The 24654-nt window shown below is 64.2% G+C and carries 20 protein-coding genes; 19 read left to right on the forward strand and 1 reads right to left on the reverse strand.

All coding sequences use genetic code 11. The annotated features are described in order from the left end of the window. Positions 1 to 11 precede the first annotated feature (11 nt). From KK488_RS08680 to KK488_RS08765, 18 genes are all read left to right on the forward strand, one after another. A complete protein-coding gene (locus KK488_RS08680; protein ID WP_214622770.1) occupies positions 12 to 788 on the forward strand; it encodes a glutathione S-transferase family protein in 777 nt (258 codons plus the stop codon). Next, complete coding sequence (locus KK488_RS08685; RefSeq protein ID WP_214622771.1) at positions 785 to 1567, forward strand: glutathione S-transferase family protein; 783 nt, start codon at positions 785 to 787, stop codon at positions 1565 to 1567. Before KK488_RS08680 ends, KK488_RS08685 begins: the two co-directional genes overlap by 4 nt. Positions 1568 to 1645: 78 nt before the next feature. Continuing rightward, on the forward strand, positions 1646 to 3202 hold the full coding sequence (locus KK488_RS08690) for a class I adenylate-forming enzyme family protein (RefSeq protein WP_214622772.1): 1557 nt from the start codon (positions 1646 to 1648) through the stop codon (positions 3200 to 3202). A 146-nt stretch (positions 3203 to 3348) separates the two neighbouring features. Continuing rightward, the gene (locus tag KK488_RS08695) at positions 3349 to 5460 is read left to right on the forward strand and encodes a PQQ-dependent dehydrogenase, methanol/ethanol family (protein ID WP_214622773.1); all 2112 of its coding nucleotides are present in this window, start codon (positions 3349 to 3351) and stop codon (positions 5458 to 5460) included. 154 nt (positions 5461 to 5614) lie between these two features. Further along, on the forward strand, positions 5615 to 7129 hold the full coding sequence (locus KK488_RS08700; protein WP_214622774.1) for an aldehyde dehydrogenase family protein: 1515 nt from the start codon (positions 5615 to 5617) through the stop codon (positions 7127 to 7129). 235 nt (positions 7130 to 7364) lie between these two features. Continuing rightward, positions 7365 to 7739 (forward strand): hypothetical protein, encoded by a 375-nt coding sequence (locus KK488_RS08705; protein WP_214622775.1) that lies wholly within the window; start codon positions 7365 to 7367, stop codon positions 7737 to 7739. Positions 7740 to 7775: 36 nt separating this feature from the next. After that, a complete protein-coding gene (locus KK488_RS08710) occupies positions 7776 to 8648 on the forward strand; it encodes an amidohydrolase family protein (protein ID WP_214622776.1) in 873 nt (290 codons plus the stop codon). 194 nt (positions 8649 to 8842) lie between these two features. Then, a complete protein-coding gene (locus KK488_RS08715) occupies positions 8843 to 9316 on the forward strand; it encodes a protein tyrosine phosphatase family protein (RefSeq protein ID WP_214622777.1) in 474 nt (157 codons plus the stop codon). Beyond that, a complete protein-coding gene (locus tag KK488_RS08720) occupies positions 9313 to 10062 on the forward strand; it encodes an SDR family NAD(P)-dependent oxidoreductase (RefSeq protein ID WP_214622778.1) in 750 nt (249 codons plus the stop codon). The genes KK488_RS08715 and KK488_RS08720 overlap by 4 nt, the downstream gene beginning before the upstream one ends. Positions 10063 to 10190: 128 nt before the next feature. Then, positions 10191 to 10949 (forward strand): glutathione S-transferase family protein, encoded by a 759-nt coding sequence (locus tag KK488_RS08725; protein WP_214622779.1) that lies wholly within the window; start codon positions 10191 to 10193, stop codon positions 10947 to 10949. A gap of 213 nt (positions 10950 to 11162) precedes the next feature. Continuing rightward, the gene (locus KK488_RS08730; protein WP_214622780.1) at positions 11163 to 11990 is read left to right on the forward strand and encodes an IclR family transcriptional regulator domain-containing protein; all 828 of its coding nucleotides are present in this window, start codon (positions 11163 to 11165) and stop codon (positions 11988 to 11990) included. Positions 11991 to 12063: 73 nt separating this feature from the next. Continuing rightward, positions 12064 to 13077 carry a zinc-dependent alcohol dehydrogenase family protein gene (locus KK488_RS08735; RefSeq protein WP_214622781.1) on the forward strand — a complete coding sequence of 338 codons (1014 nt, stop codon included), beginning with the start codon at positions 12064 to 12066 and terminating at the stop codon, positions 13075 to 13077. A 13-nt stretch (positions 13078 to 13090) separates the two neighbouring features. Beyond that, entirely contained in the window at positions 13091 to 13825 is a 735-nt protein-coding gene (locus KK488_RS08740) for an alpha/beta fold hydrolase (protein WP_214622782.1), read from the forward strand. Further along, positions 13822 to 14370: a VOC family protein gene (locus KK488_RS08745; RefSeq protein ID WP_214622783.1), complete on the forward strand. Its 549-nt coding sequence runs from the start codon at positions 13822 to 13824 to the stop codon at positions 14368 to 14370. The genes KK488_RS08740 and KK488_RS08745 overlap by 4 nt, the downstream gene beginning before the upstream one ends. 211 nt (positions 14371 to 14581) lie before the next feature. Beyond that, positions 14582 to 15997: a vanillate/3-O-methylgallate O-demethylase gene (ligM, locus tag KK488_RS08750; protein WP_214622784.1), complete on the forward strand. Its 1416-nt coding sequence runs from the start codon at positions 14582 to 14584 to the stop codon at positions 15995 to 15997. A 139-nt stretch (positions 15998 to 16136) separates the two neighbouring features. Beyond that, complete coding sequence (locus KK488_RS08755) at positions 16137 to 17003, forward strand: methylenetetrahydrofolate reductase (RefSeq protein WP_214622785.1); 867 nt, start codon at positions 16137 to 16139, stop codon at positions 17001 to 17003. Positions 17004 to 17088: 85 nt separating this feature from the next. Continuing rightward, the gene (locus KK488_RS08760; RefSeq protein ID WP_214622786.1) at positions 17089 to 18765 is read left to right on the forward strand and encodes a formate--tetrahydrofolate ligase; all 1677 of its coding nucleotides are present in this window, start codon (positions 17089 to 17091) and stop codon (positions 18763 to 18765) included. A 296-nt stretch (positions 18766 to 19061) separates the two neighbouring features. After that, a complete protein-coding gene (locus KK488_RS08765) occupies positions 19062 to 21746 on the forward strand; it encodes a TonB-dependent receptor plug domain-containing protein (protein ID WP_214622787.1) in 2685 nt (894 codons plus the stop codon). A 74-nt stretch (positions 21747 to 21820) separates the two neighbouring features. On the opposite strand, the gene KK488_RS08770 is transcribed toward KK488_RS08765, so the two are convergent. Further along, positions 21821 to 22723, reverse strand: coding sequence for an SDR family NAD(P)-dependent oxidoreductase (locus tag KK488_RS08770; protein WP_214622788.1), 903 nt, complete (start codon positions 22721 to 22723; stop codon positions 21821 to 21823). A gap of 462 nt (positions 22724 to 23185) precedes the next feature. Between KK488_RS08770 and KK488_RS08775 the strand changes: the two genes are divergently transcribed. After that, on the forward strand, positions 23186 to 24601 hold the full coding sequence (locus KK488_RS08775; RefSeq protein WP_214622789.1) for an MFS transporter: 1416 nt from the start codon (positions 23186 to 23188) through the stop codon (positions 24599 to 24601). Positions 24602 to 24654 lie beyond the last annotated feature (53 nt).

Here is a 24654-nt window from a genome sequence, read left to right on the forward strand (position 1 = left end):
AGGACAAGCCGATGAGCAGCGATCTCACTCTCTATCATTGGGAGCCCAACGCCAATTCGGGCAAGCCGATGCTGACGCTTGTCGAGAAGGGTGTGTCCTTCAACAGCCACTATATCGATCTGCTCGCCTTCGATCAGCACAAGCCCGACTATCTGGCGATCAACCCGATGGGCACGATCCCGGCGATGACCCACGGCAGCCGCCTGCTCAACGAATCCACCGCGATGATGGAATATGTCGAGGAGGCTTTTCCCGGTCCCGCGATGATGCCGGACGATCCGGTCGATCGCTGGCGGGTGCGCTGGTGGATGAAGTTTCTCGACCAGTGGCTATGCCCCTCGTTCAGCATGATCGGCTGGAGCATCTTCATCGGTCCTCAGGTGCGCGCCCGCGATCCCAGGGAGCTGGAGGCCGCGATCGAGCGCATTCCGCTGCCCGAGCGCCGCATCGCCTGGCGCAAGGCGATCTACGGCCTGTTCAGCGCGGAGGAGCTGGCCGAGAGCCGCCGCCGCGTCGATCTCGGCATCGGCATGCTGGAGGATGCGCTGGCGAAGCGCGAATATCTCGGCTCGAACCAATATTCGCTGGCCGACATCAATCTGTTCAATTCCGCCTACGGCCTGCCCTCGCAGCAGCCCGACGACGTGAACGACGAGAAGACGCCGAACATCATGCGCTGGCTGCGCAGCGTCGCGCGCCGTCCCGCGGTCAAGCAGACCTGGACGTACAGCCGCGTGCCGCGCTTCGCTGAGCGCATCCTTCCCCTCATCGAGGAGGCCACCGCATGACGACGCTCTTCCTCTATCATGGCGAGCCGACCGGTCCGTCCTTGACCGTGCTGGCCGCCCTGTTCGAGAGCGGCCTTGCGGCGGACCTGCTCCATATCGATCTCGCCATGGCCCAGCGCCATGCCGGCGAGGTGCCGCTCGGCTTCGAGGCGAATTACAGCGTCGAGGGGGAAGGGCCGGTGCTCGTCGTCGATGGCGAGCCGACCGTGGACAGCGTCTTCATCGGCTGCCTGCTCGACGATCTGGCGCCGCAGAGCGGCCTGCGCCCGACGGATCCCTATCTGCGCTGGGAGATGATGGCCTGGTGCCGCTGGATGATCGAGCGCCTCGCGCCCGGCGCCGCCGCGCTCGCCAACATCGCCTGGACGACGCCGCGCCTCGCCGCGCTCGACGATGCCGAGTTCGAGGGGCTCGTCGCCCCGATCGAGGCCGATGATCTGCGCGATCGCTGGCGCCAGACCCGCGCCGGCCTCCTGTCCGACGATCACCGCAAGGCGAGCGAGGCCCGCGTCCACGAGGCGACCAAGAAGATCGACGACCGGCTTGCCGACCGCGACTGGATCATGGGCGATTTCAGCCTCGCCGATCTGGAAAGCTATGCCTGGGTTGCGCCGATGCGCGATCTCATCCCCGCCGCCTTCGAGGGCAAGCCACGCCTCGCCGCCTGGCTGGAGCGGGTCAAGACCCGGCCGAGCGTCGCCAGGGCGCTCGCCCAGGCCCAGAAGCCCGAGCCCGCCCACGGCTTCGCGCCCGGCCCCGAAATCAACCGCTGGGGCTGAGATCGGTGGTGAACATGGACATTCCCGTCATGCTGAAACAAGTTCAGCATGACGCTTGCATGAGGGGCTGAGGCTGCGATGCGCTCGATCGACTATTTCGACAAACGGGTCCAGTTCCACCCGGATCGGCCGATCCTGATCTCGGACGAGGCGCATTACAGCTATGGCGAGATGCACCGGCTGACCCATCGCCTGGCCGGGGCGATGCTGGCGGATGGCCTCAGACATCAGGAGCCGGTAGCGATCATGTCGCCCAATCATGGCGCGATCCTGACGACATTGCTCGGTCTGTGGCGCGCGGGCGCAGTGTGGATCCCGGTCAATACGCGCAACGCCCTCGACGCCAATATCGCCTACCTCAACTATGTCCGCGCCGGCTGGCTCTTCTACCATTCGAGCCTCGCGGCCGAAGCGCGGCAGGTGCAGGCACAGGTGCCGAGCATCCGCAAGCTGATCTGCCTCGACACGGATGACGGGGAGCATCCCTCGCTCGACGCCTTCATGCTTCCCGCGGATGCGCCGGACGCGCCCGATCTCGGCGATCCCGTCGGCAATGGCGAGGAACTGACCGCGATCATCGCCACCGGCGGCACCACCGGTCCGGCCAAGGGCGTGCGGATCATGAACCGCAGCTGGGGCGCGCTCATGGAGACGATCGGCAATCTCATGCCCGCCGAGAATCCGGTCTGCCTCGCCACCGCGCCGCTGACCCACGCGGCCGGTCCGGTCGCCATGGCTGCTGTTGCGATGGGAGCGACCATTTCCGTATTACCCGGATTCGATGCCGAGGCGGTGATGCGCGCCATCGAGCGGGATCGCGTCACCCACATGTTCCTGCCGCCGACCGCGCTCTACACGATGCTCTCGCATCCCCGCGTGCGCGATTACGACTATTCGAGCCTGCGCTATTTCCTCCTGGCGGGCTCCCCGGTCTCGCCGGACAAGCTGCGGCAGGCGGTCGAGATCTTCGGCGAATGCATGTGCCAGAGCTACGGCCAGACCGAATGCCACATGATCGCGACCTGGCTCCCCCCGCACGAGGTCGCGGCGGCCGCGCGCGGCGAGCATCCCGAGCGGCTCGCGAGCTGCGGCAAGGCGAGCTATTCCGTCCGCATCGAGCTGATGGACGACGACGGTAACATCCTCCCCACCGGCGAAGTCGGCGAGATCGTCGCGCGCGGCGGCATCGTCGGCGGCGGCTATTTCGAGATGCCCGAGGCGACAGCCGAAGCAACCGCGCACGGCTGGCATCATACCGGCGACGTGGGCCGCCGTGACGCGGACGGCTATTATTACATCGTCGATCGCAAGAAGGACATGGTCGTGACCGGCGGATTCAACGTCTATTCGGCCGAGGTCGAGGGCGCGATCATGGAGCTGGAGGCGGTCGCCGAGGCCGCGATCATCGGCCTGCCGCACGATCATTGGGGCGAGCAGGTCCACGCCGTCGTCGTCGCGCGCGCGCCGGTCGAGGAAGCCGCGATCATCGCCCATGTCAAAGCCCGTCTGGGCAGCGTGAAAGCGCCCAAGACCGTCGCCTTCGTCGACGAAATCCCCAGGACAGCGGCCGGCAAGATGGATAAGAAGGCCCTGCGCCAGCCTTATTGGGGGGATCAGGCGCGGATGGTGAATTGAGTTAGCCCCTCCTCTTCAGAGGAGGGGCCGGGGGTGGTGGCGATGCGAAGCAGCGCTCGCGAAAGCGAGATTGCGGACGCACAGTCCAACACCACCCCAACCCCTCCTCTGAAGAGGAGGGGCTAGAGTTAGAGGAAAGGGGATCGATGAAGGCATTTCTCGCGCTCGCGTCACTGGCCTTGCTCGCCGCCTGCACCGGCACCAGCGAGAAGGCGGATCTGCCACCCGGCGACGGCGTCGACGGCGCAGCGATCGCGCAGGGCAGGGACGGGGAGTGGCTTTCCTACGGCCGCACCTATGACGAGCAGCGTTATTCCCCCCTCGACAAGATCAATACCGGCAATGCGGGTCAGCTGGGCCTCGCCTGGTCGGCCGATCTCGACACCGCGCGCGGCCAGGAGGGCACGCCGCTGGTCATCGACGGCAAAATCTACATCTCCACCGCCTGGTCCAAGGCCAAGGCTTATGACGCCGCGACCGGCAAGCTGATCTGGGACTATGATCCCAAGGTGCCCGGCGAGACCGGCGTCAAGGCCTGCTGTGATGTCGTCAATCGCGGCCTTGCCGCCTGGGGCGACAAGCTCTTCCTCGGCACGCTCGACGGTCGCCTGATCGCGCTCGATCGCGCCACCGGCAAGCAGCTCTGGTCGGTCATCACCGTCGATACGAGCAAGAATTACACGATCACCGGCGCACCCCGCGTCGTGGGCGGCATGGTGATCATCGGCAATGGCGGCGCCGAATATGGCGTGCGTGGCTATGTCACGGCCTATTCGGTCGACACCGGCCGGCAGATCTGGCGTTTCTACACCGTCCCGGATCAGCCGGGCAGGAACGCGCCCGACTATCTCAGGAAGGCCGAGGCGACCTGGCATGGCGACTATTGGAAGCTCGGCGGCGGCGGCACCGTCTGGGACAGCATGGCCTATGATCCCGCGCTCGACCTGCTCTACATCGGTGTCGGCAACGGCTCGCCCTGGAACCAGGCCTATCGCTCGCCCGGCGGCGGCGACAATCTCTATCTCTCCTCGATCGTCGCGATCCACGCGAAGACAGGCGAATATGCCTGGCACTTCCAGGAGACGCCCGGCGAGACCTGGGACTATACCGCGACCCAGCCGATCATGCTGGCTGACCTCACCATCGACGGCAAGCCGCGCAAGGTGCTGATGCATGCGCCCAAGAACGGCTTCTTCTACGTGCTCGATCGCACCACCGGCCAGTTCATCTCCGGCAAGAATTTCGTAGCCGTCAACTGGGCGACCGGCCTCGACAAGAACGGCCGGCCGATCGAGAACCCGGCCTCGCGCTACGACAAGACCGGCAAGCCCTGGATCGGCTCGCCCGGCCCGGGCGGCGCGCATAGCTGGCACCCGATGGCCTATGATCCCAAGGAGGGGCTGGTCTTCATTCCCGCGCAGATCACCTCCTTCCCGTTCATCCCGGAGGCGGGCTGGAAGCCCTCGGCGATGGGCTTCAACACCGGCGACAATTTCGGCGCGGGCGCGATGCCGGCGGACACCGCCGTGCGCAACGCCGCTTTGGCGGCGACCAAGGGTGCGCTGATCGCCTGGGATCCGGTCGCGCAGAAGGCGCGCTGGCGGGTCGATTATAAAGGCCCGTGGAACGGCGGCCTGCTCGCCACCGCCGGCGGCCTCCTCTTCCAGGGCACAGCGGCGGGCAACTTCGTCGCCTACACCGCGAAGGACGGCAAGCCGCTCTGGACCTTCGATGCGCAGACCGGGATCATGGCGCCGCCGGTGACCTACAGCATCAAGGGCGAGCAATATGTCGCGGTGCTCGCCGGCTGGGGCGGCTCCTATGCCCTCTCGCCGGGCATCATCTCGGGCACCTCGGGCAATCTGCGCAACATCAGCCGGCTGCTGGTGTTCAAGCTCGGCGGCACCGCGAGCCTGCCCAAGGCGCCGCCGGTCGGTCTGGCAAAGCTCGATCCGCCCGCCGACACCGCCTCGCCGGAGGTCGTCAAGAATGGCGCATATATTTATGGCCGCTATTGCGGGGTCTGCCACGGTGACGCGGCCATCTCGGGCGGCGTCACGCCGGATCTGCGCCATTCCGCCGCGCTCGGCGACACCAATGGCTGGCAGGCCATCGTCCACGACGGCGCGCTCAAGGACAATGGCATGGTGGGCTGGTCGAAGATCCTGACGCCCTCGGACGTCGACTCGATCCGCGCCTATGTCATCCACCGCGCCAACGAGGACATGGCGCTGGAAGCCGCAGGAAGCAGCAAGTGACGACCGACCTCTCGTCATTCCCGCGAACGCGGGAATCCAGGCCCAAGCTGCGCGATCTTGCATTTCTGGATTCCCGCGTTCGCGGGAATGACAAAGGTCGAGTTTTCAAGACAGGACTTCTAAGCAAGATTGATATTTTCCAAGGAGTTGGACAATGAACCAGATGACGAATGTGAAGTTGGAGCAATTCCCTTACTCGGAAGCGGTCAAGAAGACGCTCGCCCGCAAGCCGGCGCTCTTCATCAATGGCGCGTGGGTAGACTCCACCGGTGGCGAGACTCTAGCGGTCATCGATCCGTCCTCGGGCAAGGAAGTCAGCCGCTTCGTCGACGCCACCAATGACGACGTCGACAGGGCCGTCGCCGCCGCCCGCCGCGCCTTCGACGACGGCCGCTGGTCGGATCTGCCGCCGATGGTGCGCGAGGGGATCATGCACAAGCTCGCCGATCTGCTCGAGGCCCATGCCGACGAGCTGGCCGAGCTGGAAGCCATCGACAATGGCAAGCCCAAGGGCATGGCCGGCGCCATCGACGTGCCAGGCGCGATTGGCATGATCCATTATATGGCCGGCTGGGCGAGCAAGCTCGGCGGCGAGACGATCGAGCCGAGCGCCACGCCGCGCGGCGCTTTCCACAGCTACGTGCGCCGCGAGCCGATCGGCGTCGCCGCGCAGATCGTGCCGTGGAACTTCCCGCTGCTGATGGCAGTGCTCAAGATCAGCCCGGCGCTGGCCGCCGGCTGCACCGTCATCCTCAAGCCCGCCGAACAGACTTCGCTCACCGCGCTGCGCCTTGCCGATTTCCTTAACGAGGCCGGGGTGCCGCCTGGCGTCGTCAACATCATCACCGGCAATGGCCACACCGCCGGTGACCGGCTCGTGCGCCATCCGGACGTCGACAAGGTCGCCTTCACCGGCTCGACCGAGATCGGCAAGCTGATCAACCGCACTGCCACCGACAGCCTCAAGCGCGTCACCCTGGAGCTCGGCGGCAAGTCGCCGGTCATCGTCCTGCCGGATGTCGATCCGGCCGTCGTTGGGCCGGGCACCGCGCAGGCGATCTTCTTCAACAGCGGCCAAGTCTGCGTGGCGGGATCGCGCCTCTATGCGCACAAGAGCGTGTTCGACAAGGTGCTGGAGAGCTTCTCGGAAGCCGCCAGTTTCTGGCAGCCGCGCGCCAGCCTCGATCCCGCCGGCCATATGGGGCCTCTGGTGTCGGACGAGCAGCTCAACCGCGTCATGGGCTATATCGAGGAGGGCAAGAAGGCCGGTGCCAGCGTCGCGCTCGGCGGCGACAATCCGGCGTCCGAAGGCGGCTATTATGTCAACCCGACCGTCCTTGTCGACGTGACGCCCAACATGAGCGTGGTGCGCGAGGAGATTTTCGGCCCGGTCGTCGTCGCCCAGCGCTTCGACGATCTGGACGAGGTCGCCCGCCAGGCCAACGACACCAGCTTCGGCCTCGCCGCCGGCATCTGGACGAACAATCTCTCCGCGATGCACAAGCTCGCCGCCAAGCTCAAGGCCGGCACCGTCTGGGGCAATTGCCACGGGATGATCGACCCGGCGCTGCCCTTCGGCGGCTACAAGGAAAGCGGCCTCGGAAGAGAGCAGGGCCGCCAGGGCGTCGAGGCTTACACCGAGCTCAAGTCGGTGATCATCGCGCTGTAGGCGGACAGGAAGAGAAAAACCGTTCGTCCTGAGTAGCCATTGAGTAGCCGCGTAGCGGGGTATCGAAATGGCGTATCGAAGGACCAGTGCGCGACCCTTCGATACGGGTCTTCGCTACGCTCCTCCGGAGCTACTCAGCCCCTACTCAGGGTGAACGGGCGTTTGTTTAATAAGCCCCTCCCTTTCAAGGAGGGGTTGGGGTGGTGTCGCGAAGCGATTAAGGTTTGTAGGACCAATGGTGCAGAATGGCCCAACGAGTGATGGTTTTGAGGGTGGAAAACGGGAGGACCGGTTTCCAGACCAATCCTCTGGCTATCTGGCTGGCCTTGCAGCCATCCCAATTTTCTTTTTCTTCGCAGCTTTGTGGGGAAATGAAAAAGGTGCCGTTGCTGCGGACGTATTTGCATCTCTGCTTTTGTTGGCGCGAGCCAAGTGGAGTCTGAGTGCGCACGGCTTTTTCTGGGTCATTATTCTGGCGCTTTTCGTTGCTGACTTATCGCTCCTTTATTTCATGCGACTGCGCAGTGACGCTGAAATCTTGTTGGGAGCTGCAGGCTTAATTCTGCAATTTTCGGTCGCTTATCTGATCCTGCCCAAGGTTTTGAACTAGGTATCACCGCGAGATCGCTGATTTACAAGGAATCCCATGCCCATCGACCCCACCAAAGTGAAGGCCATCGACGTCCACGTCCACGCCGAGGTCAGCTGCCATGATCCGGAAGACCCGGTCATGGCGCAGTTCTTCGACGCCGCCAGCACCTATTTCAAGGCGCCGCGCGAGCGTCCGAAGATCCCCGAGATCATCGATTTCTACCGTCAGCGGCAGATCGCCTTCTGCCTGTTCACCGTCGATTGCGAGAGCGCGGTCGGCGCAAAACGCGTCTCCAATTACGAGATTGCCGAGCTGGCCGCCGAGCATGACGACATCGTCATCCCCTTCGCCTCGATCGATCCGCACAAGGGCAGGATGGGCGCCCGCGAGGCGCGCGACCTGATCGAGAATTATGGCGTGAAGGGCTTCAAGTTCCATCACCTCATCCAGGGCATCCACCCCTCGGACCGGACCGGCTACCCGATCTACGAGGTGATCGCGCACTACAAGCTGCCGGCCATCTTCCACACCGGCCATTCGGGCATGGGCACCGGCATGCGCGGGGGCGGGGGCATCCGCCTCAAATATGGCCAGCCCATGCTGGTCGACGATGCCGCGTCCGACTTCCCGGACATGAAATTCATCCTCGCCCATCCGAGCTGGCCGTGGACCGACGAGAGCCTGTCGATGGCGCTGCACAAGGACAATGTCTTCATCGACCTGTCCGGCTGGAGCCCCCGCTATTTCCCGCCGCAGATCATCACTTATGCCAACACCCAGCTGAAGCATAAGATGATGTTCGGCAGCGACTTCCCGCTGATCACGCCGGAGAAATGGATCGATGCGGCCAAACAGGTCGGCTTCAAGGAGGAGGTCCTCCCGCTGATCCTCAAGGACAATGCCGCGCGTGTGCTGGGGCTGGGGTGAGAGGGCGGGCGTGAAAAGCATATCATCCGCCCGGTGAGTGGAAAGGGTAAATTCTGTCCTACTTTCGTTGGATCAACTAAGAAGGAGCAAAGTAAGATACTGAAATATAAGAACTTTTATCCGATCATATTGCTCATATGTGTGACCTTCACGATGTTTCGGAGAGATGGCATGACATTTCAAAGACTTGCCCGATGACCGACCCGGACGATCTTCGCAATTTCGTGCGCCTTGACGACCGGATTACCACGTCCGGTCGCCTTCAGGAGGGCGATCCCGCCCGTCTGGCCGCCATCGGCGTGCGCCACGTGATCAATCTGGCCCTCGATGACCATCCCGAGGCACTGCCCGACGCGGCGACTCACATGGCGCAGGCGGGCCTGCGCTACACCCACATCCCGGTCCCCTTCGATCGCCCGACCGACGCGCATTACCGCGCCTTCGTCGCCGCGATCGAGGAGGGCGACGACCCCGTTCATGTCCACTGCATTGCGAACTTCCGTGTCTCGGCCTTCTTCTACCGCTATCATCGCGACGCCCGTGGCATGGACGATGCCGAGGCGCGGGCGATCATGGAGCGGGTCTGGACGCCCGAGACGATCGAGATCCCGCACGCCCGCGTCTGGGCCGCGTTCGTTGCGCCCAAACAAGCAGGAGAGACAGCATGACCGACTTCGCCGGACGCCATATCATCGTCACCGGCGCCTCCAGCGGCATCGGCCTCGCCACCGCGCGGATGCTGGTCGCGCGCGGGGCGAAGGTCTCGATGATCGCCCGCCGCATCGAGGCGTTGACTGCCGAGGCGCATAAGCTCGGCCACAATGCCGCGGCCTTCGCCGCCGATGTGAGCGACCGCGAGGCGCTGGAAACCGCGCTGCATGCCGCCGCCGGCTATTTCGGCCCCGCCTATGGCCTCTTCGCCAATGCCGGCCTCGCCGGCAATTTCGCGCCCGCCATCGACTATGACGGTACGCTGTTCGAGCAGGTGCTGACCGTCAATCTCACCAGCGTCTTCTGGGCCATGCAGGCCGTCCTCCCGGCGATGATCGAAGCGGGGGAAGGGAGCATCCTCGTCACCGGCTCGATGGCGAGCAAGCGCGGCATGGCGATGAACCCGGCCTATGTCGCCTCCAAGCATGGCGTGCTCGGCCTCAGCCGCGCGATCGCCGTCGAGATGGCGCCCCACGGCGTGCGCTGCAACTGCGTCATCCCCGGTTTCATCGAGACGCCGGCGTTCGATCTGATCCCGCCCGATCAGGCCGCCAAGATCAATGACCGTGTCCCCCAGCGTCGCATGGGCTCGGCCGACGAGCTGGCCGAGGTCGCCTGCTTCATGCTCTCCCCGGCCGCCAGCCATGTCACCGCGCAGAGCTGGGCGGTGGACGGCGGCGTGCTGGATACGCTGGAGGTTTAGGACAACACAAAGCCCCTCCCTTTCAAGGGAGGGGGAGGGGGTGGGTGTCGCGAAGCGATCTGGACCGTGATGAAGGCATCACCCCAACCCCTCCTCTGAAGAGGAGGGGCTATGAGAAGGAGAGAGACATGACCCTCAAATATTACCACGCCGAACCGCTGGCGAACTCATTGAAGTCGATGATCCCGCTCAAGGAAAAGGGCCTCCCCTACGAGTCCATCTATGTCGACCTGCACAAGTTCGAGCAGCACAGCGACTGGTTCGTGGCGATCAATCCCGAGGGTCAGGTGCCGGTGCTCGATCATAACGGCGCGATCATCACCCACACCACCGTCATCAACGAATATCTCGAGGACGTCTTCCCCGAAATCCCGCTGATGCCGCGCGATCCGGTCGGCAAGGCGCGGGTGCGCTACTGGAACAAGTTCGTCGACGAGCATGTCATGAACCATGTCTCGATGCACGGCTGGCACCGCCTCGTCGGCGTCATCGCGCGCAACATCGAGAGCGGCGAGTTCGAGAAGCTGCTCGAGCATATCCCGCTGCCCGATCAGCGCAGGAAATGGGCGACGGCGCGCTCCGGCTTCTCCGAGGCGGACCTCGCCAATGCCACCGACAAGATCGTCTACGCGCTCCGCAAGATCGAGACCCAGCTCGGCGAGACCGCGCATCTTGCGGGCGACATGTACACGACGGCCGACATCAACTTCTTCAGCCATTGCGGCGCGATGGTTGAGCGCATGTTTCCGGAGATGGAGGTCGCGAAAAACTACCCGCGCCTCGTCGATTGGCGCGAGCGGGTGAAGGCGCGACCGGCAGTGGCGGAGGCGCTGGCGAGCGAGGATCGCACGGCGCCGGGCCTGCGCACCTGGTCGGGCGATCGATAGGCGTGAGGAACGAGTCGATCCTGGTCAGCCGCATCCCGCGGAAGGGGCTCGGGCTCGCCGGGACACAAACGCACTTGGAAGCGGAATCGCGCGCAAAACCGGGGCTGGCGGGGTCATTTCGGTGCATGAAGCTTGCCTGTCCCGCCCTATTTGCTATTTCGCTGTGTGAAAGAAGAGCGACCGGAAAACGGCGCCTGTTTCAGGAGAGAGAAATTGATCGAGCGAAAGGTCAAGACCGTGCGGGCGCTTGAACGCGGCCTGCAGGTCCTGTCGGAAATCGACCGGCGCCACGGCGCCAATCTGCATGAACTGCATCTGGCGCTCGGCTTGCCCAAGGCGACCTTGCTGCGCATGGTCGTCACCCTCGGCAAGCACGGCCATATCTGGCAGCGCCTCGCCGATGGCGCTTTCCTGCCCAGTGCCCGATTGGGTCCCGGCGGCTCACCGGACATTTCCGGGGATGAGATTGCCGAGGCCGCCTCTCAACGGCTGGTCAAGCTGTCCGAGCAGGTTGCATGGCCTTCGGCCATCGGCGTCCCGCGCGCGGATGGACTTGAGATCGTCGAGACTAACAGTCCCTTGCTGCGCCTCGACGCGATCAATCTGGGGCCGGTCGGCATGCGCCTCTCCTATCTCCATACCGCGACCGGCCGCGCCTATCTGGCTGCCTGCGATGGGGACGAGCGGGCCGCCATCCTCGATCGGCTGCGCCCGGCGCAAGAGGATCCCGCGGGCGAACGGCTGTTGGAGGAGCTGCTCGGGGTAACCCGCGACCGCGGCTATGCCCTGCGCGAGCCCTTCCATCCCTGGCCGGACCGCAACTGGCAGGCGGTGCGGCAGGATGGCCGCCGGTCGATGGCCGTGCCGGTGATGCTCGCCGGCCGGCCCGTCGCGTCGATCAACATCACCTGGCTGCAGCGCCGCACCGAGACCGCGACGGTCGTCCAGCGCAACTTGGGTGCCCTGCGGCGCACGGCGGAGGCGATCTCCGCCGATCTGGCAGCGAGGCGCGGTTTGGCGGCGGGTCGTGCTGGCACATGAGATGCGAAGGCTTGCGGTGTTGGCGCCGCGAGCTATGGCATAGCTTGCTAACGAATTCTGGAGGGACTGAACAATGCGGGCATGGCAATTGGCGGCGGGTGCGACGTCGCTCGATGATCTCCACCTCGTGGACCTCGACGATCCCAGGGCCGGGCCGGGACAGGTCGCGATCCGGGTCCATGCCTGCTCGCTGAACTATCGCGATCAGGCGATCGTCAAGGGCCGCTACATGGGCGGCCCGGTCCCCGCACCCATCGTGCCGCTGTCGGACGGTGCGGGCGAGGTGATCGCGGTCGGGGAGGGTGTCTCCCGCTTCAAGGTCGGCGATCGCGTCGCCGGCACCTTCTTCCAGAGCTGGCCGGACGGGCCGCCCAATCCGCATATGGGCGCTGCGCTGGGCGCGGCCGGTGCACCGGGCATGCTCGCGCAGACCGTCGTGCTGCCCGAGAGCGGTGTGGTCCACATTGCCCAATCGCTGAGCTATGCCGAGGCGGCCTGCCTGCCTTGCGCCGGCGTCACCGCATGGAACGCCCTGTTCGAAGGGCCGCGGCCGGTCAAGCCGGGCGACAAGGTGCTGCTCCTCGGCACCGGCGGCGTCTCGATCATCGCGCTGCAGCTCGCCAAGGCGGCCGGCTGCGAGGTCATCATCACCTCCTCCGACAATGCCAAGCTCGAACGTACGAAGGCGCTCGGCGCGGACCATGGCGTCAACTACAAGGATGTCGAAAATTGGGGCCAGCATGTCGGGGCCGGTCTCGGCGGCGTCGACAAGGTGGTCGAGGTCGGCGGCGCGGGCACGCTGCAGCAGAGCTTCGCGGCCCTGCGCCACAGTGCCGAGGTGGCGCTAATCGGCGTGCTCAATCCGGTCGGCGGGCCGAACCCGGCGGGCCTGATGATGACGGGCAGCATCCTGCGCGGCATCTTCGTCGGCTCGCGCCGCATGGCCGAGAAGCTCGCCGGCGCGATCGACGCCAATGGAATCAAGCCGGTGATCGGCGCGCGCTTCGCCTTCGAGGATGCCAAGAAGGCCTATGACTATACGACGACATCGGACCTGTTCAGTAAGGTTGTGATCGACACCGCCTGACGGATTCCGGCCGATGGCGAGCTTCCTCCTGATCCACGGCGCCTGGCACGGCGGCTGGTGCTTCGATCGGCTGCGTGGTCCGCTCGAGGCGACCGGTCATGTCGTGGCGGCGCCCGATCTGCCCGGCATGGGCGGCGACGCGAGGGCGCTCGGCGCGGCGTCGCTTTCAGGCTGGGCGGCCTTCGTCGCGGAGGAGGCCCGCAAGCTGCCCAGCCCGGTGATCCTGTGCGGCCATAGTCGGGGCGGGCTCGTCATCAGCCAGGCGGCCGAGCATGCGCCGGAGCTGTTCAGTGATCTGGTCTATATCACCGCCGCGCTCGTGCCCGATGGCAAGAGCCTCTACGACGTCATCGGTGCGGCGATGGAAGGCGATGATTTCGGCACCGCGCTCAGCCCGGTCGCCGATGGACTGGGGCTGGTCTTCGATGCCGAGGCCGCCATTCCGGTCTTCTACAACCAGTGCGCTCCCGCCGATCAGGCCGCGAGCGCCGCGCGTCTCGTCGCCGAGCCCGTCCGCCCACTCGGGACGCCGCTGTCGCTCAGCGCTGCGCGGTTCGGCAGCCTGCCGCGCCATTATATCGAATGCGCCAACGATCAGTGCTTCCCGCTCGCCGCCCAGCGCGCCATGCAGGCAGGCATGCCGTGCGACACGGTCGTGACGCTGGAGAGCGATCACAGCCCCTTCGTCTGCGTGCCTGAGCAACTGGCCGGGGTCCTTATCGAGATAGCAAACAGGAGAGAGACATGATCCGGAAAATGCGCTTCGGCGGCGAGATCGGCACGATCTGCCAGATGGCCTATGTGGTGAAGGATATTGACGAGGCGATCGCCTGGTGGGTCGAGAAGATGGGTGTCGGCCCATGGTTCGTGCTGCCGAGCTTCGGTGGCGAGGGTCATGTCTTTCGCGGCAAGCCCTGCACCAGCTACGTCAAGATCGCGATGAGCTTCGCCGGCTCCATGAATATCGAACTGCTCCAGACGCTCGACGACGAGCCGTCCGTCTATAAGGAGACGATCGACAGGGTCGGCTATGGTTTCCATCATTTCGGCTTTGCCATCGCGGGCGACGAGATCGAGGCGGAGGTCGAGCGCCGCGTCGCGAGGGGGGAAGTTCTGGCTCATCGCGCGCCGGTGCCGACCGGCGGCAAGGTTGCGTATTTCGAGGGCGGGGCAGGGGCGCCCGGCTTCGTCGAGCTGATCCCGGCGACCGCAGGAATGGACGAGGGCTTCACCCGTTTCTGGGAGCAGACCCGCGAATGGGACGGCAAGGATCCCATCCGTCCGTTCGCCTGAGCGCGCGAAACTGGCAGCTTTTGCGTCAATCCGTGCGCCGTGATCGATCATCAGATCGTCGCGGTAGCGGGCCAAATTCATGCTGCATCGCAGCGCAAGATTTCGTTTGTGTAACATACGAATTTCCGTATGTTCCGCCGCACCTTTGATTCGGCGCTTTCCTGGAAAGCTGAACTGAACCTCGCGATGTTGATCAAGGAGAGGACTACTCATGTCGACCCCTACCAATCTTGAACAAGTGCTTGCTGCCGCCGGTAACACGGTCGAGCTGCTGCGCAACAGCCAGATCGGTGCCTATGTGTACCCGGTCGTGGCTCCGGAATTTTCCAACTGGCGCACCGAGCAGTGGGCCTGGCGCCACAGCGCGGTCCTGTTCGACCAGACGCACCACATGGTCGACCTGTACATCCGCGGCAAGGATGCGCTGAAGCTCCTCTCCGACACGATGATCAACTCGCCCAAGGGCTGGGAGCCCAACAAGGCGAAGCAGTACGTCCCGACGACGCCTTATGGCCATGTCATCGGCGACGGCATCATCTTCTACCTCGCCCCGGAAGAGTTCGTGTATGTCGGCCGCGCCCCGGCCGCCAACTGGCTGATGTATCATGGCGCTACCGGTGGCTATGACGTCGACATCGTCCATGACGACCGCTCGCCGAGCCGCCCGATGGGCAAGCCGGTGAACCGCATCTCCTGGCGTTTCCAGATTCAGGGTCCGAACGCCTGGGCCGTGATCGAGAAGCTGCATGGCGGTCCGCTGGAGCAGCTCAAGTTCTTCAACATGTCGACGATGAACATCGCCGGCGAGACCATCCGCACCCTGCGTCACGGCATGGCCGGCGCACCGGGCCTGGAGATCTGGGGTCCTTACGAGACCCAGGAGAAGGTCCGTAACGCGATCCTCGAAGCCGGTGCCGAGTTCGGCCTCATCCCGGTCGGTTCGCGCGCTTATCCGTCGAACACGCTGGAGTCGGGCTGGATCCCGTCGCCGCTGCCCGCCATCTATACCGGCGAGAAGCTCAAGGCCTATCGCGAGTGGCTCCCGGCCAACAGCTATGAGTCGGCCGGCGCCATCGGCGGTTCGTTCGTCTCGGACAACATCGAGGATTATTACGTCAATCCGTACGAGATCGGCTACGGCCCGTTCGTGAAGTTCGACCATGATTTCCACGGCGCCGACGCGCTGAAGGCGCTCGACACGTCGACCCAGCGCAAGAAGGTCACGCTGGCATGGAACGGCGACGACATGGCGAAGATCTATGCTTCGCTGTTCGATGCCGATGCGGACTCGCACTACAAGTTCTTCGACCTGCCGCTGGCCAACTATGCCAGCACCAATGCCGACGCCGTCCTCGACGCGGCAGGCAACAATGTCGGCATGTCGATGTTCACCGGCTACTCTTACAACGAGAAGCGCGCGCTCTCGCTCGCGACAATCGACCACGAGATCCCGGTCGGCACCGAACTGACAGTCCTCTGGGGCGAGGCCAATGGCGGCACGCGCAAGACCACGGTTGAGCCGCATAAGCAGCTTGCGGTTCGCGTCGTCGTCAGCCCGGTCCCCTACTCGGTGACTGCGCGCGAGACGTACCAGGGTGGCTGGCGCAAGGCGCCCGTCACGGCCTGATCTGATTTGGCTTCGGGCGGCCGCTCCATTGGAGTGGTCGCCCGCGGCAACCCGTTTCAGGCTCTTCGTTTTTCCTGTGTGATCATCAGGACGCACGAATGGTCTGATACAGACGCGCTCACACAGAGGCGAGGAACCGATGGCTACTGCGACCCTAGACAAGACAGCGCTCTCCACGCTGTTCACCGATTACTCGCTCGAGATCACCCCCAAGGACGTGGAGGCGCTGCAGAATGCCGCGCACATGATTCCGCAGGGCACGCTGATCTCCTGCACCTTCCTGCCCGGTGCCGAGTTCGAGGACCGCGTGGTCGCGGCGCGCGCCATCCAGGATCTGGGTTTCAAGCCGGTCCCGCACATTTCCGCGCGTCGCCTGCTGACCAAGGACGACCTCAACCGCTTCCTCGACATGCTCGCGGCACAGATCAGCCTGAAGCATGTCTTCGTCATCGCCGGTGATCCGTCCGAGCCGCTCGGGCCCTATGACGATGCGCTCGCGGTCATCTCGTCGGGCACGCTGAAGGAATATGGCATCGAGCATGTCGGCATCTCGGGCTATCCGGAAGGTCATCCCGACATCACCAACGAGACGCTGGCCAAGGCGATGCACGACAAGGTCGCAGCGCTCAAGGATCAGGGCATCGATTATTCGATCATGACTCAGTTCGGCTTCGATGCCGATCCCGTACTCGACTGGCTGAAGCAGATCCGCGGTGAAGGCATTGACGGCCCGGTGCGCATCGGCCTCGCCGGCCCGGCCTCGATCAAGACGCTGCTGCGCTTCGCGGCGCGCTGTGGCGTGGGCACCTCCGCCAAGGTCGTCAAGAAATATGGCCTCTCGATCACCAGCCTGATCGGCAGCGCCGGTCCCGATCCGGTGATCGCGGACCTGATCCCCGCCCTCGGGCCGGAGCATGGCAAAGTGCATCTGCATTTCTATCCCTTCGGTGGTCTGGTGAAGACCAACGAGTGGATCGTGAACTACAAGGAAAAGCAGGGCATCTAAGCGCGCAAGCGCCGCCCTGCGCATAGACGGATACCCGGGCCTTCACGCCGAACCGGCCCGGTTCTCACAGGAAGGACGAGGACACATGGCTCAAGGCTCTGATATCGAGGTCGCGCGCGCCGCGAAGATGCAGAATATCGCCGACGTGGGCGCCAAGGTCGGCATCCCGCAGGATGCGCTGCTGAACTACGGTCCCTACAAGGCCAAGATCAGCTGGGACTTCATCAACAGCGTCCAGGGCAACCCGGATGGCAAGCTGATCCTCGTCACCGCCATCAACCCGACGCCGGCCGGCGAGGGCAAGACGACGACGACCGTCGGCCTGTCGGACGGCCTGAACGCGATCGGCAAGAAGGCCATGGCTGCGTTGCGCGAGCCATCGCTCGGCCCCTGCTTCGGCGTCAAGGGCGGCGCGGCTGGCGGCGGCTATGCGCAGGTCGTGCCGATGGAGGACATCAACCTCCACTTCACCGGTGACTTCCATGCCATCACCTCGGCGAACAACCTGCTCGCCGCGCTGATCGACAACCATATCTACTGGGGTAACACGCTCGGCCTCGATCCGCGCCGCATCGCCTGGCGGCGCGTGCTCGACATGAACGACCGCGCGCTGCGCTCGATCGTGAACTCACTCGGCGGCGTATCGAATGGCTATCCGCGCGAGGATGGCTTCGACATCACCGTGGCCTCTGAAGTCATGGCGATCCTATGCCTCGCCTCGGACCTCAAGGATCTGGAGCGTCGCCTCGGCAACATCCACGCCGGCTACACGCGTGACCGCAAGGCGGTGACGGCGGCCGAGCTCAAGGCGTCGGGCGCGATGACCGTGTTGCTCAAAGATGCGCTGCAGCCCAACCTCGTCCAGACGCTGGAAAACAACCCGGTCCTGATCCACGGCGGCCCGTTCGCGAACATCGCGCATGGCTGCAACTCGGTGCTCGCGACGACGACGGCGCTCAAGATCGCCGACTATGTCGTGACGGAAGCCGGCTTCGGTGCCGACCTCGGCGCCGAGAAGTTCTTCGACATCAAGAGCCGCAAGGCCGGCCTCAAGCCGGCGGCGGCGGTGATCGTCGCGACGGTCCGTGCGCTCAAGATGCACGGCGGCGTTGAGAAGGCCGATCTCGGTACGGCCAATCCGGACGCGGTACGCAAGGGCGGCGTCAACCTGGCCCGCCACATCGAGAATATCCGCCAGTTCGGCGTTCCTGCGGTGGTTGCGATCAACAATTTCTACACCGACACGCCGGAGGAAATCGCGGTCGTCAAGGAAATCGCCGCCGCTGCCGGCGCCGAGGCCGTGCTCTGCACGCACTGGGCGAACGGCTCGAAGGGCACCGAGGAACTGGCCCACAAGGTGGTCGAGCTCGCCGAGAGCGGTTCGGCCAACTTCGCACCGATCTATCCCGACGACATGCCGCTGTTCGACAAGATCGACACGATCGCCAAGCGCATCTACCGCGCGACCGAGGCGACGGCCGACAGCAGCGTGCGCAACAAGCTGAAGGGCTGGGAGAAGGACGGCTATGGTCATCTCCCCATCTGTATGGCCAAGACGCAGTACAGCTTCTCGACCGATCCGGCTCTGCGCGGCGCGCCGACCGACCATGTCGTGACCGTCCGCGACGTGATCCTCTCAGCCGGTGCCGAGTTCGTGGTCGCGGTCTGCGGCGACATCATGCGGATGCCCGGTCTGCCCAAGACTCCGTCGGCGGATTTCATCCGCCTCGACGAAAAAGGCCAGATCGAGGGCCTCTTCTAACCCACAAAGCGCCACCGCGCTGACGAGGGGGCTCGGACCGGTTGGTCCGGGCCCTTTTCGTTTGTGCCGTAGCGTTCGAGCGCTTCGCCCGAGGTTTGTGCGCAGTTGCAGCGCCCCACCACGGGCGGTCTTTTCTGCGGGACGTACGTCGTATGGCGTATTCATCTCCCCACACCCCCGGAGCAACATAGGTGATCGGTCGAAAAGCCGAACTAGGTATCTATCTGAAAATTCAAGAAATCAGGAGAAATCTAGCGGAGAGGATGGCGCAGGCAAGAAAACCACAAGGGGGCCATATGCGACATCTATCGACTATTTCGCGAGCGACGCTCGCCATCGCGCTCGTCTTCGGGGCGGCCGGAGAGGCCTTCGCCCAGGCCGACGCGCCGCAGGACGCCGAGGCGGAACCGCAGGACGCGATCATCGTGACCGGCACTCGCGTCACCGGTCTCAAGGCGTCCGACAGCCCGACGCCGGTTCAGGTGCTTGGTGCCGATCTCCTCAAGCGCGTCGGCCAGACCGATCTCATGCAGGCGCTCGGCCAAAACCTGCCGAGCATCCAGGTGCAGGCCTTCGGCAATGACCAGACGGCCTTCCATCCATCGATCAAGCTGCGCGGTCTCAATCCGAACCACACTTTGGTCCTCGTCAACGGCAAGCGCCGTCACGGCACCTCGAATGTCGTCGTCACCAACGCGCTGTGGACGGGCGGCGCGGCGCCGGACATCGGCCTCATCCCGCAGGATTCGATCGAGCGCCTTGAGGTGTTGCAGGACGGGGCGGCCGCCCAGTATGGCACGGACGCCATCGCGGGCGTCGTCAACATCATCCTCAAGAAGAATGCTTCCGGCGGCGTGATCAACGTCACCGGCGGCAAGTATTTCGCGGGCGATGGCCTCAACCAGAGCTACATGGGCAATGTCGGCTTCGCGCCGATCGAGGACATGTATGTCTCGGTCACCGCCGAACATAAGGTCCATGACTACAGTTTCCGCGGCGACGTCGATCCCCGTGTCGTCGATACCGGCCAGAGCGGCTCGGCCAACACCGGCAGTAATGGCGGCCGTACCATCCTCGCCCGTTATCCCGGCGTGAAGAATTTCCCGAACTATCCCTATGTGAACCGCATTTTCGGCGATGGCCGGATGATCCTCACCAATGTGATGTACAATGCCGGCTATACCGGCATCGAAGGTATCGAGATTTACTCGTTTGGCACGCTCTCCCGCCGCGTGGGCCGCACTTACCAGAATTACCGCCTGCCCAACGTGGTCTATGGCAAGTCGGCCCAGGCGTCGGTGAACACGGCCAACCCGACCGGCGATATTCCGTTCAAGGCCGGTTTCTCGCCGCAGGAAGTGCTGCGCGAGCTCGACTTCGCGATCACAAGCGGTGTCAAGGGCGAGTTTGGCAACACCACGGTCGATGCGAGCCTGACCTATGGCCGCGACACCAACAAGGTCTATGTGGAAGGCTCGGCGAATGCCGCGCTCTACTATGACAGCTCGACGCTTACTCAGAACGGCTATTCGCCGAGCGATGTGCATGACGGCGACTTCGTCGGCTCGCAGTGGGTCGCCGCACTCGATCTCACGCATGAGCTGGACATCGGCATGGCCCAGCCCCTCAACATCGCCGGGGGTCTGGAATGGCGCCGCGAGCGCTATGAACTGGTGGCGGGCGAGCCGGCCTCCTATTACGTCGGCAGCGGCTTCCTCCAGGGCGGTATCCAGTCCTTCTTCGGCTACTCGCCGGCCAACGCCAGTGCGCATACCCGCGAGGATTTCTCGCAGTATCTGGACCTCTCGATCAAGCCGATCGATCCGCTGCTGATCGATGCGGCCGTGCGTCACGAACATTATACCGACTTCGGTGATACGACCGTGTTCAAGGGCACGGCTCGTTATGACATCACCCCGACCTTCGCCATTCGAGGCACGGCCTCGACCGGCTTCCGGGCACCGACCCTGGCCGAAGGCTATTATTCGGGCATCAACGTCAGCGTGTCGTCCCTGTCCGGCATTTTCGCGCCGAACTCGGCCGGTGCGGCTTTCCTTGGGCTGTCTGGCCTCAAGCCTGAAAAGTCGACCAACTTCAGCGCGGGCGTCGTTGTCCGTCCGTTCGATGGCATGACCATCACGCTCGATGGCTACTCCATCTATCTGCGCGATCGGATTGTGCAGTCGGCGGGCTTCACCGGCTACTCCAACAACTGCAAATATCTGCCCGGCGGCTACACGCAGGGCATGGATGTGAATGCCGCCAAGGCCGCCTTCACCGGCACCTGCACCGGCTTCATCTCGCCATCGGTGCTTGACGCGCTCGCCGCCAATGGCGTGCCGATCATCCCGGTCATCACCGCCATCAATGGCGGCGCGAGCGGATCACTGAACGTCAATGCCTTTGTGAACGGCCTCAATACCGTGACCCAGGGCCTCGACTTCCTGGCGACCTACACGACGGACTTCGGCGACTGGGGCCGGGTCGATTGGTCGGTCGCCGCCAACTACAACAAGACCCGGGTCTCGTCGATCGGAGCGCCGCCATCCAAGGTCAACCAGCTTCAGGGCATTTTCGACAGATATGCCCAGTCGGCTGTGACCGATGCGTCGCCCAAGTGGCGTCTCAACTATGGCATCTTCTGGCAGAAGGGCATCTTCAGCGTCAGCCTGCGTGAGTCCATCTATGGCAAGACCAAGCTGTTGGCCTCGCGTCCCGCCAATGCTAATATCGACTATTATCAGCATGTTGGCACGAAGGGCATCACCGATATCGAAGTCGGTATCGAGCCCAAGAAGGGCCTGAAGCTGGCGATCGGTGCGAACAACCTGTTCGATATCTATCCTGACAAGCTGCCGGCCGATATTCGCCAGGAGCAGTACAACCTCAGCTCCACCGCCTACATCAGCCAGTATCCGTCCTTTTCGCCGATCGGCATCAACGGCGGCTATTATTATGCGCGTGTGACAGCAAAGTTCTGATCATCCGGGTCATCGCGAATAAGGGGAGGGGCGTCCTGTGGGGCGCCCCTTTCTTCGCATCGGCAACAGGGCGGTCACGTCGCATGGCGGGCAGCCTCGCGAGCCTTGGCATAGCTGGCCCGGCGCATCGTCTCGAAACCGGTGCGCTGCTCGAAACCGGGATCTTCCGGATAGTCGCGAAAATCGCCCAGTGTTTCCTCAAACAGCCCGGCCAGCTCATCCCTGAACTCCGGGTGCGGGAAGATGTGGGTGCGGTTCTCGCGCATCCCGTCCAGCACGCGCGCGGCAATGACGTCCGGCTCCATGCCGTGCTGGTGAAGCTGCTCCATCCGCGTGACGCCAGCCTCGTCGACCGGCTTCATCGCGCCCTTGAGGGCATCGGGGCGGACCTCGTCGCTGGCGAAGATCTGGCTCTTCACCAGCCCCGGGCACAGCACCGACACACCAATGCCGTGTGGCGCGAGGCTATAACGAAGTGATTCCGAGAGGCCGCGGACGGCGAACTTGGTGGTGTTATAGATGCCCGGCGCGCCGGCGGCGAGGAAAGAGGCCATGGACGCGGTGTTGACGATATAGCCGCCCAGGCCCCGCGCCTTCATGCGGGGCGCGAAGGTCATGACGCCGTTGATCACGCCATGGAGATTGACCCCCATCACCCAGTCCCAATCGTCGAAGCTGGACTCGTCGATGGTCTGGAAGAGGTTGATGCCGGCATTGTTGAAGAGGAGGGAGACCGGGCCGAGCCGCTCCTCCACCTCGTCGGCGACGCGCGGCCAGTCGGCCCGGCTGGCGACGTCGAGCTTCACGCCCATCGCTTCCTGGTTGTCGAAGCTCTCCAGCGCCTTATCGATCGCATCCTGACGGATGTCGGCGATCGCGACCTTGGCGCCTTCGGCAAGGAGGGCGCGCGCGATGCCCAGGCCGACGCCATTGGCGCCTCCGGTGATGAAGGCGGTGCGGCCGGCGAAATCGATCATGGACAGTCCTTCATTGGTAGCTGGGCTGGGGTTGTTTTGTTCGCCAGCCGTGGCGTTGTGGCATCCATCGGCGCATCATTTTCTTGCGAAGTTCACGAAGGTCACGGGGCAAACGGAATTTCAGAAAGTGTTCTGGCGAGTCGTGGATGTGATCCGCGCCTCGCCCCGGGGGCAGCATGCCTGGGTCCGGGCAAAGTAGGACAGCGGTTTTTTGCTCCCTTCCGGCCGGCATCGGGCTCATCATGATCACGCGGCTCTGGCCTCTCCCTGGTCCGTTCCGCCGCATGAGGCCTGATGAAATGGCCCGGGCTTGCGCGGCACTTGCGGATCGTCTCTAAAGCATGGCAATGGGGCAGTGCAATAGTTGGACAAAATCAACGTTGCGTGTGAATCGGGTCAAAGGGGTTGGTCGCCGGTGAACGTGCGGTCGCCGTCAGGGTCAAGAAGAGAGGACGTAATTTCATGGCAATCGCACCCTCGATGGGGCAGGCGGCGCCGAAGACCGGCGCGGGCGATCAAGGGCATCAATGGCCGTCCAGCCCAGCCGCTTATTATGGCCTGGCGGTCATTATCATCGCGACATTTCTGAGCTTCTTCGACGCCACCGTGTTCGGCATGCTCGCGCAGCGCATCAAGGTCGACTTTCAGCTGACTGACGAGCAGCTCGGCATCCTCGGCGGGCCGGCCAGCATCATCTTCTACGTTTTCGTGGGTGTGCCGCTGGCGCGTCTGGTCGACCTTTATCCGCGCAAGATCATTCTGGCGATCAGTGCCGCAGTGACCGGCAGTGTCACCATGTTGAGCGGCCTGGCGCAGACTTACCTGCAGTTCATCGCGAGCCGCATGTTCCTGGGCGCCGGCGGCGCGGCACACGCGCCGGGTTCCTATTCGCTCATCGCGGACATGTTCCCGCCCAAGAAGATTCCCATCTCCTTCGCGCTGCTCCAGTTCGGCTTCATCGGCGGCTCGACGCTGGGCCTGTGGCTCGGCGGCGAAATGATCGCGGCGACGGCGAGCTGGGGCATCAGCACGGTCATGGGCCTCAAGATCCACAGCTGGCAGTGGATCCTGGTCGGCCTTGGCACATTGTCTTTTCCGGCCGCCCTAATGTTCCTCTTCATCAAGGAGCCGCCGCGCCGCACAGCGGCTGCCGATACGGTGAAGGCCCCCGAAGATGCCGGTCTGGCGCGCACGATCGCGACATTCATGGGGTTCGATGCGCTCAAGGCGATCCATGCCCAGCGCCGCGTCTATTATCCGCTGTTCATCGCACTGGCCCTGAGCGCCACGGAGAGCGCGGGCTTCGGCTTCTGGCGCGTGCCATTCCTCGTGCGCACCTATGGCGTGGACGAGGCGCATATCGGCCGCGTATTCGCGTCCATGTCGCTGGTCGCCCAGCTCATCGGTCTCGTGCTCGGCGGTATCATGGTCTCCCATTTCGCCAAGAAGCATAAGGACGCCAATGTCCGCACGGCAGCCATCTGCTTCTCGATGACGACGATCCTGACCATCGCGGCACCCCTGATGCACGCCGCCGAGGCCTCGATGGCCTGCATGGCGCTTGCCACCATGTTCGGTCTGGCCGGTGCGCCCGCCCAGAACGCCGCCGTGCAGCGCGTCGCTCCGCAGTCGATGCGCGGCCAGCTCACCGCCTTCTACCTGTTCATGTTCACCTTCTTCGGGGCCATGGGCAGTGCCGTCATCGGATCGGTCGCGCAGCGCGTCGTGGGCAACGAGGCCGAGCTCTGGAAGGCGATCTTCTATACCGCCGTCGTGCTGCTGCCGATCGCGACGATCTTCATGTGGCGGGCCTGCAAGCCTTATCGCGAGGAGATCGAGCGGCTCGAGGCGATCGAGGCGGCGTCCGCGGCCGCCTGAGGCGCGCGAACAGCAGTTGACGACTCACCAACTTGTCCCGACAGGGATGATGT

The organism is Sphingobium nicotianae (assembly GCF_018603885.1).
GTDB classification, from domain to species: domain Bacteria; phylum Pseudomonadota; class Alphaproteobacteria; order Sphingomonadales; family Sphingomonadaceae; genus Sphingobium; species Sphingobium nicotianae.

Coding starts and splice junctions, on each gene's coding strand:
- KK488_RS08680 (WP_214622770.1), top strand. CDS start 12: ATGAGCAGCGATCTCACTCTCTATCATTGGGAGCCCAACGCCAATTCG.
- KK488_RS08685 (WP_214622771.1), top strand. CDS start 785: ATGACGACGCTCTTCCTCTATCATGGCGAGCCGACCGGTCCGTCCTTG.
- KK488_RS08690 (WP_214622772.1), top strand. CDS start 1,646: ATGCGCTCGATCGACTATTTCGACAAACGGGTCCAGTTCCACCCGGAT.
- KK488_RS08695 (WP_214622773.1), top strand. CDS start 3,349: ATGAAGGCATTTCTCGCGCTCGCGTCACTGGCCTTGCTCGCCGCCTGC.
- KK488_RS08700 (WP_214622774.1), top strand. CDS start 5,615: ATGAACCAGATGACGAATGTGAAGTTGGAGCAATTCCCTTACTCGGAA.
- KK488_RS08705 (WP_214622775.1), top strand. CDS start 7,365: ATGGTGCAGAATGGCCCAACGAGTGATGGTTTTGAGGGTGGAAAACGG.
- KK488_RS08710 (WP_214622776.1), top strand. CDS start 7,776: ATGCCCATCGACCCCACCAAAGTGAAGGCCATCGACGTCCACGTCCAC.
- KK488_RS08715 (WP_214622777.1), top strand. CDS start 8,843: ATGACCGACCCGGACGATCTTCGCAATTTCGTGCGCCTTGACGACCGG.
- KK488_RS08720 (WP_214622778.1), top strand. CDS start 9,313: ATGACCGACTTCGCCGGACGCCATATCATCGTCACCGGCGCCTCCAGC.
- KK488_RS08725 (WP_214622779.1), top strand. CDS start 10,191: ATGACCCTCAAATATTACCACGCCGAACCGCTGGCGAACTCATTGAAG.
- KK488_RS08735 (WP_214622781.1), top strand. CDS start 12,064: ATGCGGGCATGGCAATTGGCGGCGGGTGCGACGTCGCTCGATGATCTC.
- KK488_RS08740 (WP_214622782.1), top strand. CDS start 13,091: ATGGCGAGCTTCCTCCTGATCCACGGCGCCTGGCACGGCGGCTGGTGC.
- KK488_RS08745 (WP_214622783.1), top strand. CDS start 13,822: ATGATCCGGAAAATGCGCTTCGGCGGCGAGATCGGCACGATCTGCCAG.
- ligM (WP_214622784.1), top strand. CDS start 14,582: ATGTCGACCCCTACCAATCTTGAACAAGTGCTTGCTGCCGCCGGTAAC.
- KK488_RS08755 (WP_214622785.1), top strand. CDS start 16,137: ATGGCTACTGCGACCCTAGACAAGACAGCGCTCTCCACGCTGTTCACC.
- KK488_RS08760 (WP_214622786.1), top strand. CDS start 17,089: ATGGCTCAAGGCTCTGATATCGAGGTCGCGCGCGCCGCGAAGATGCAG.
- KK488_RS08765 (WP_214622787.1), top strand. CDS start 19,062: ATGCGACATCTATCGACTATTTCGCGAGCGACGCTCGCCATCGCGCTC.
- KK488_RS08770 (WP_214622788.1), bottom strand. CDS start 22,723: ATGATCGATTTCGCCGGCCGCACCGCCTTCATCACCGGAGGCGCCAAT.
- KK488_RS08775 (WP_214622789.1), top strand. CDS start 23,186: ATGGCAATCGCACCCTCGATGGGGCAGGCGGCGCCGAAGACCGGCGCG.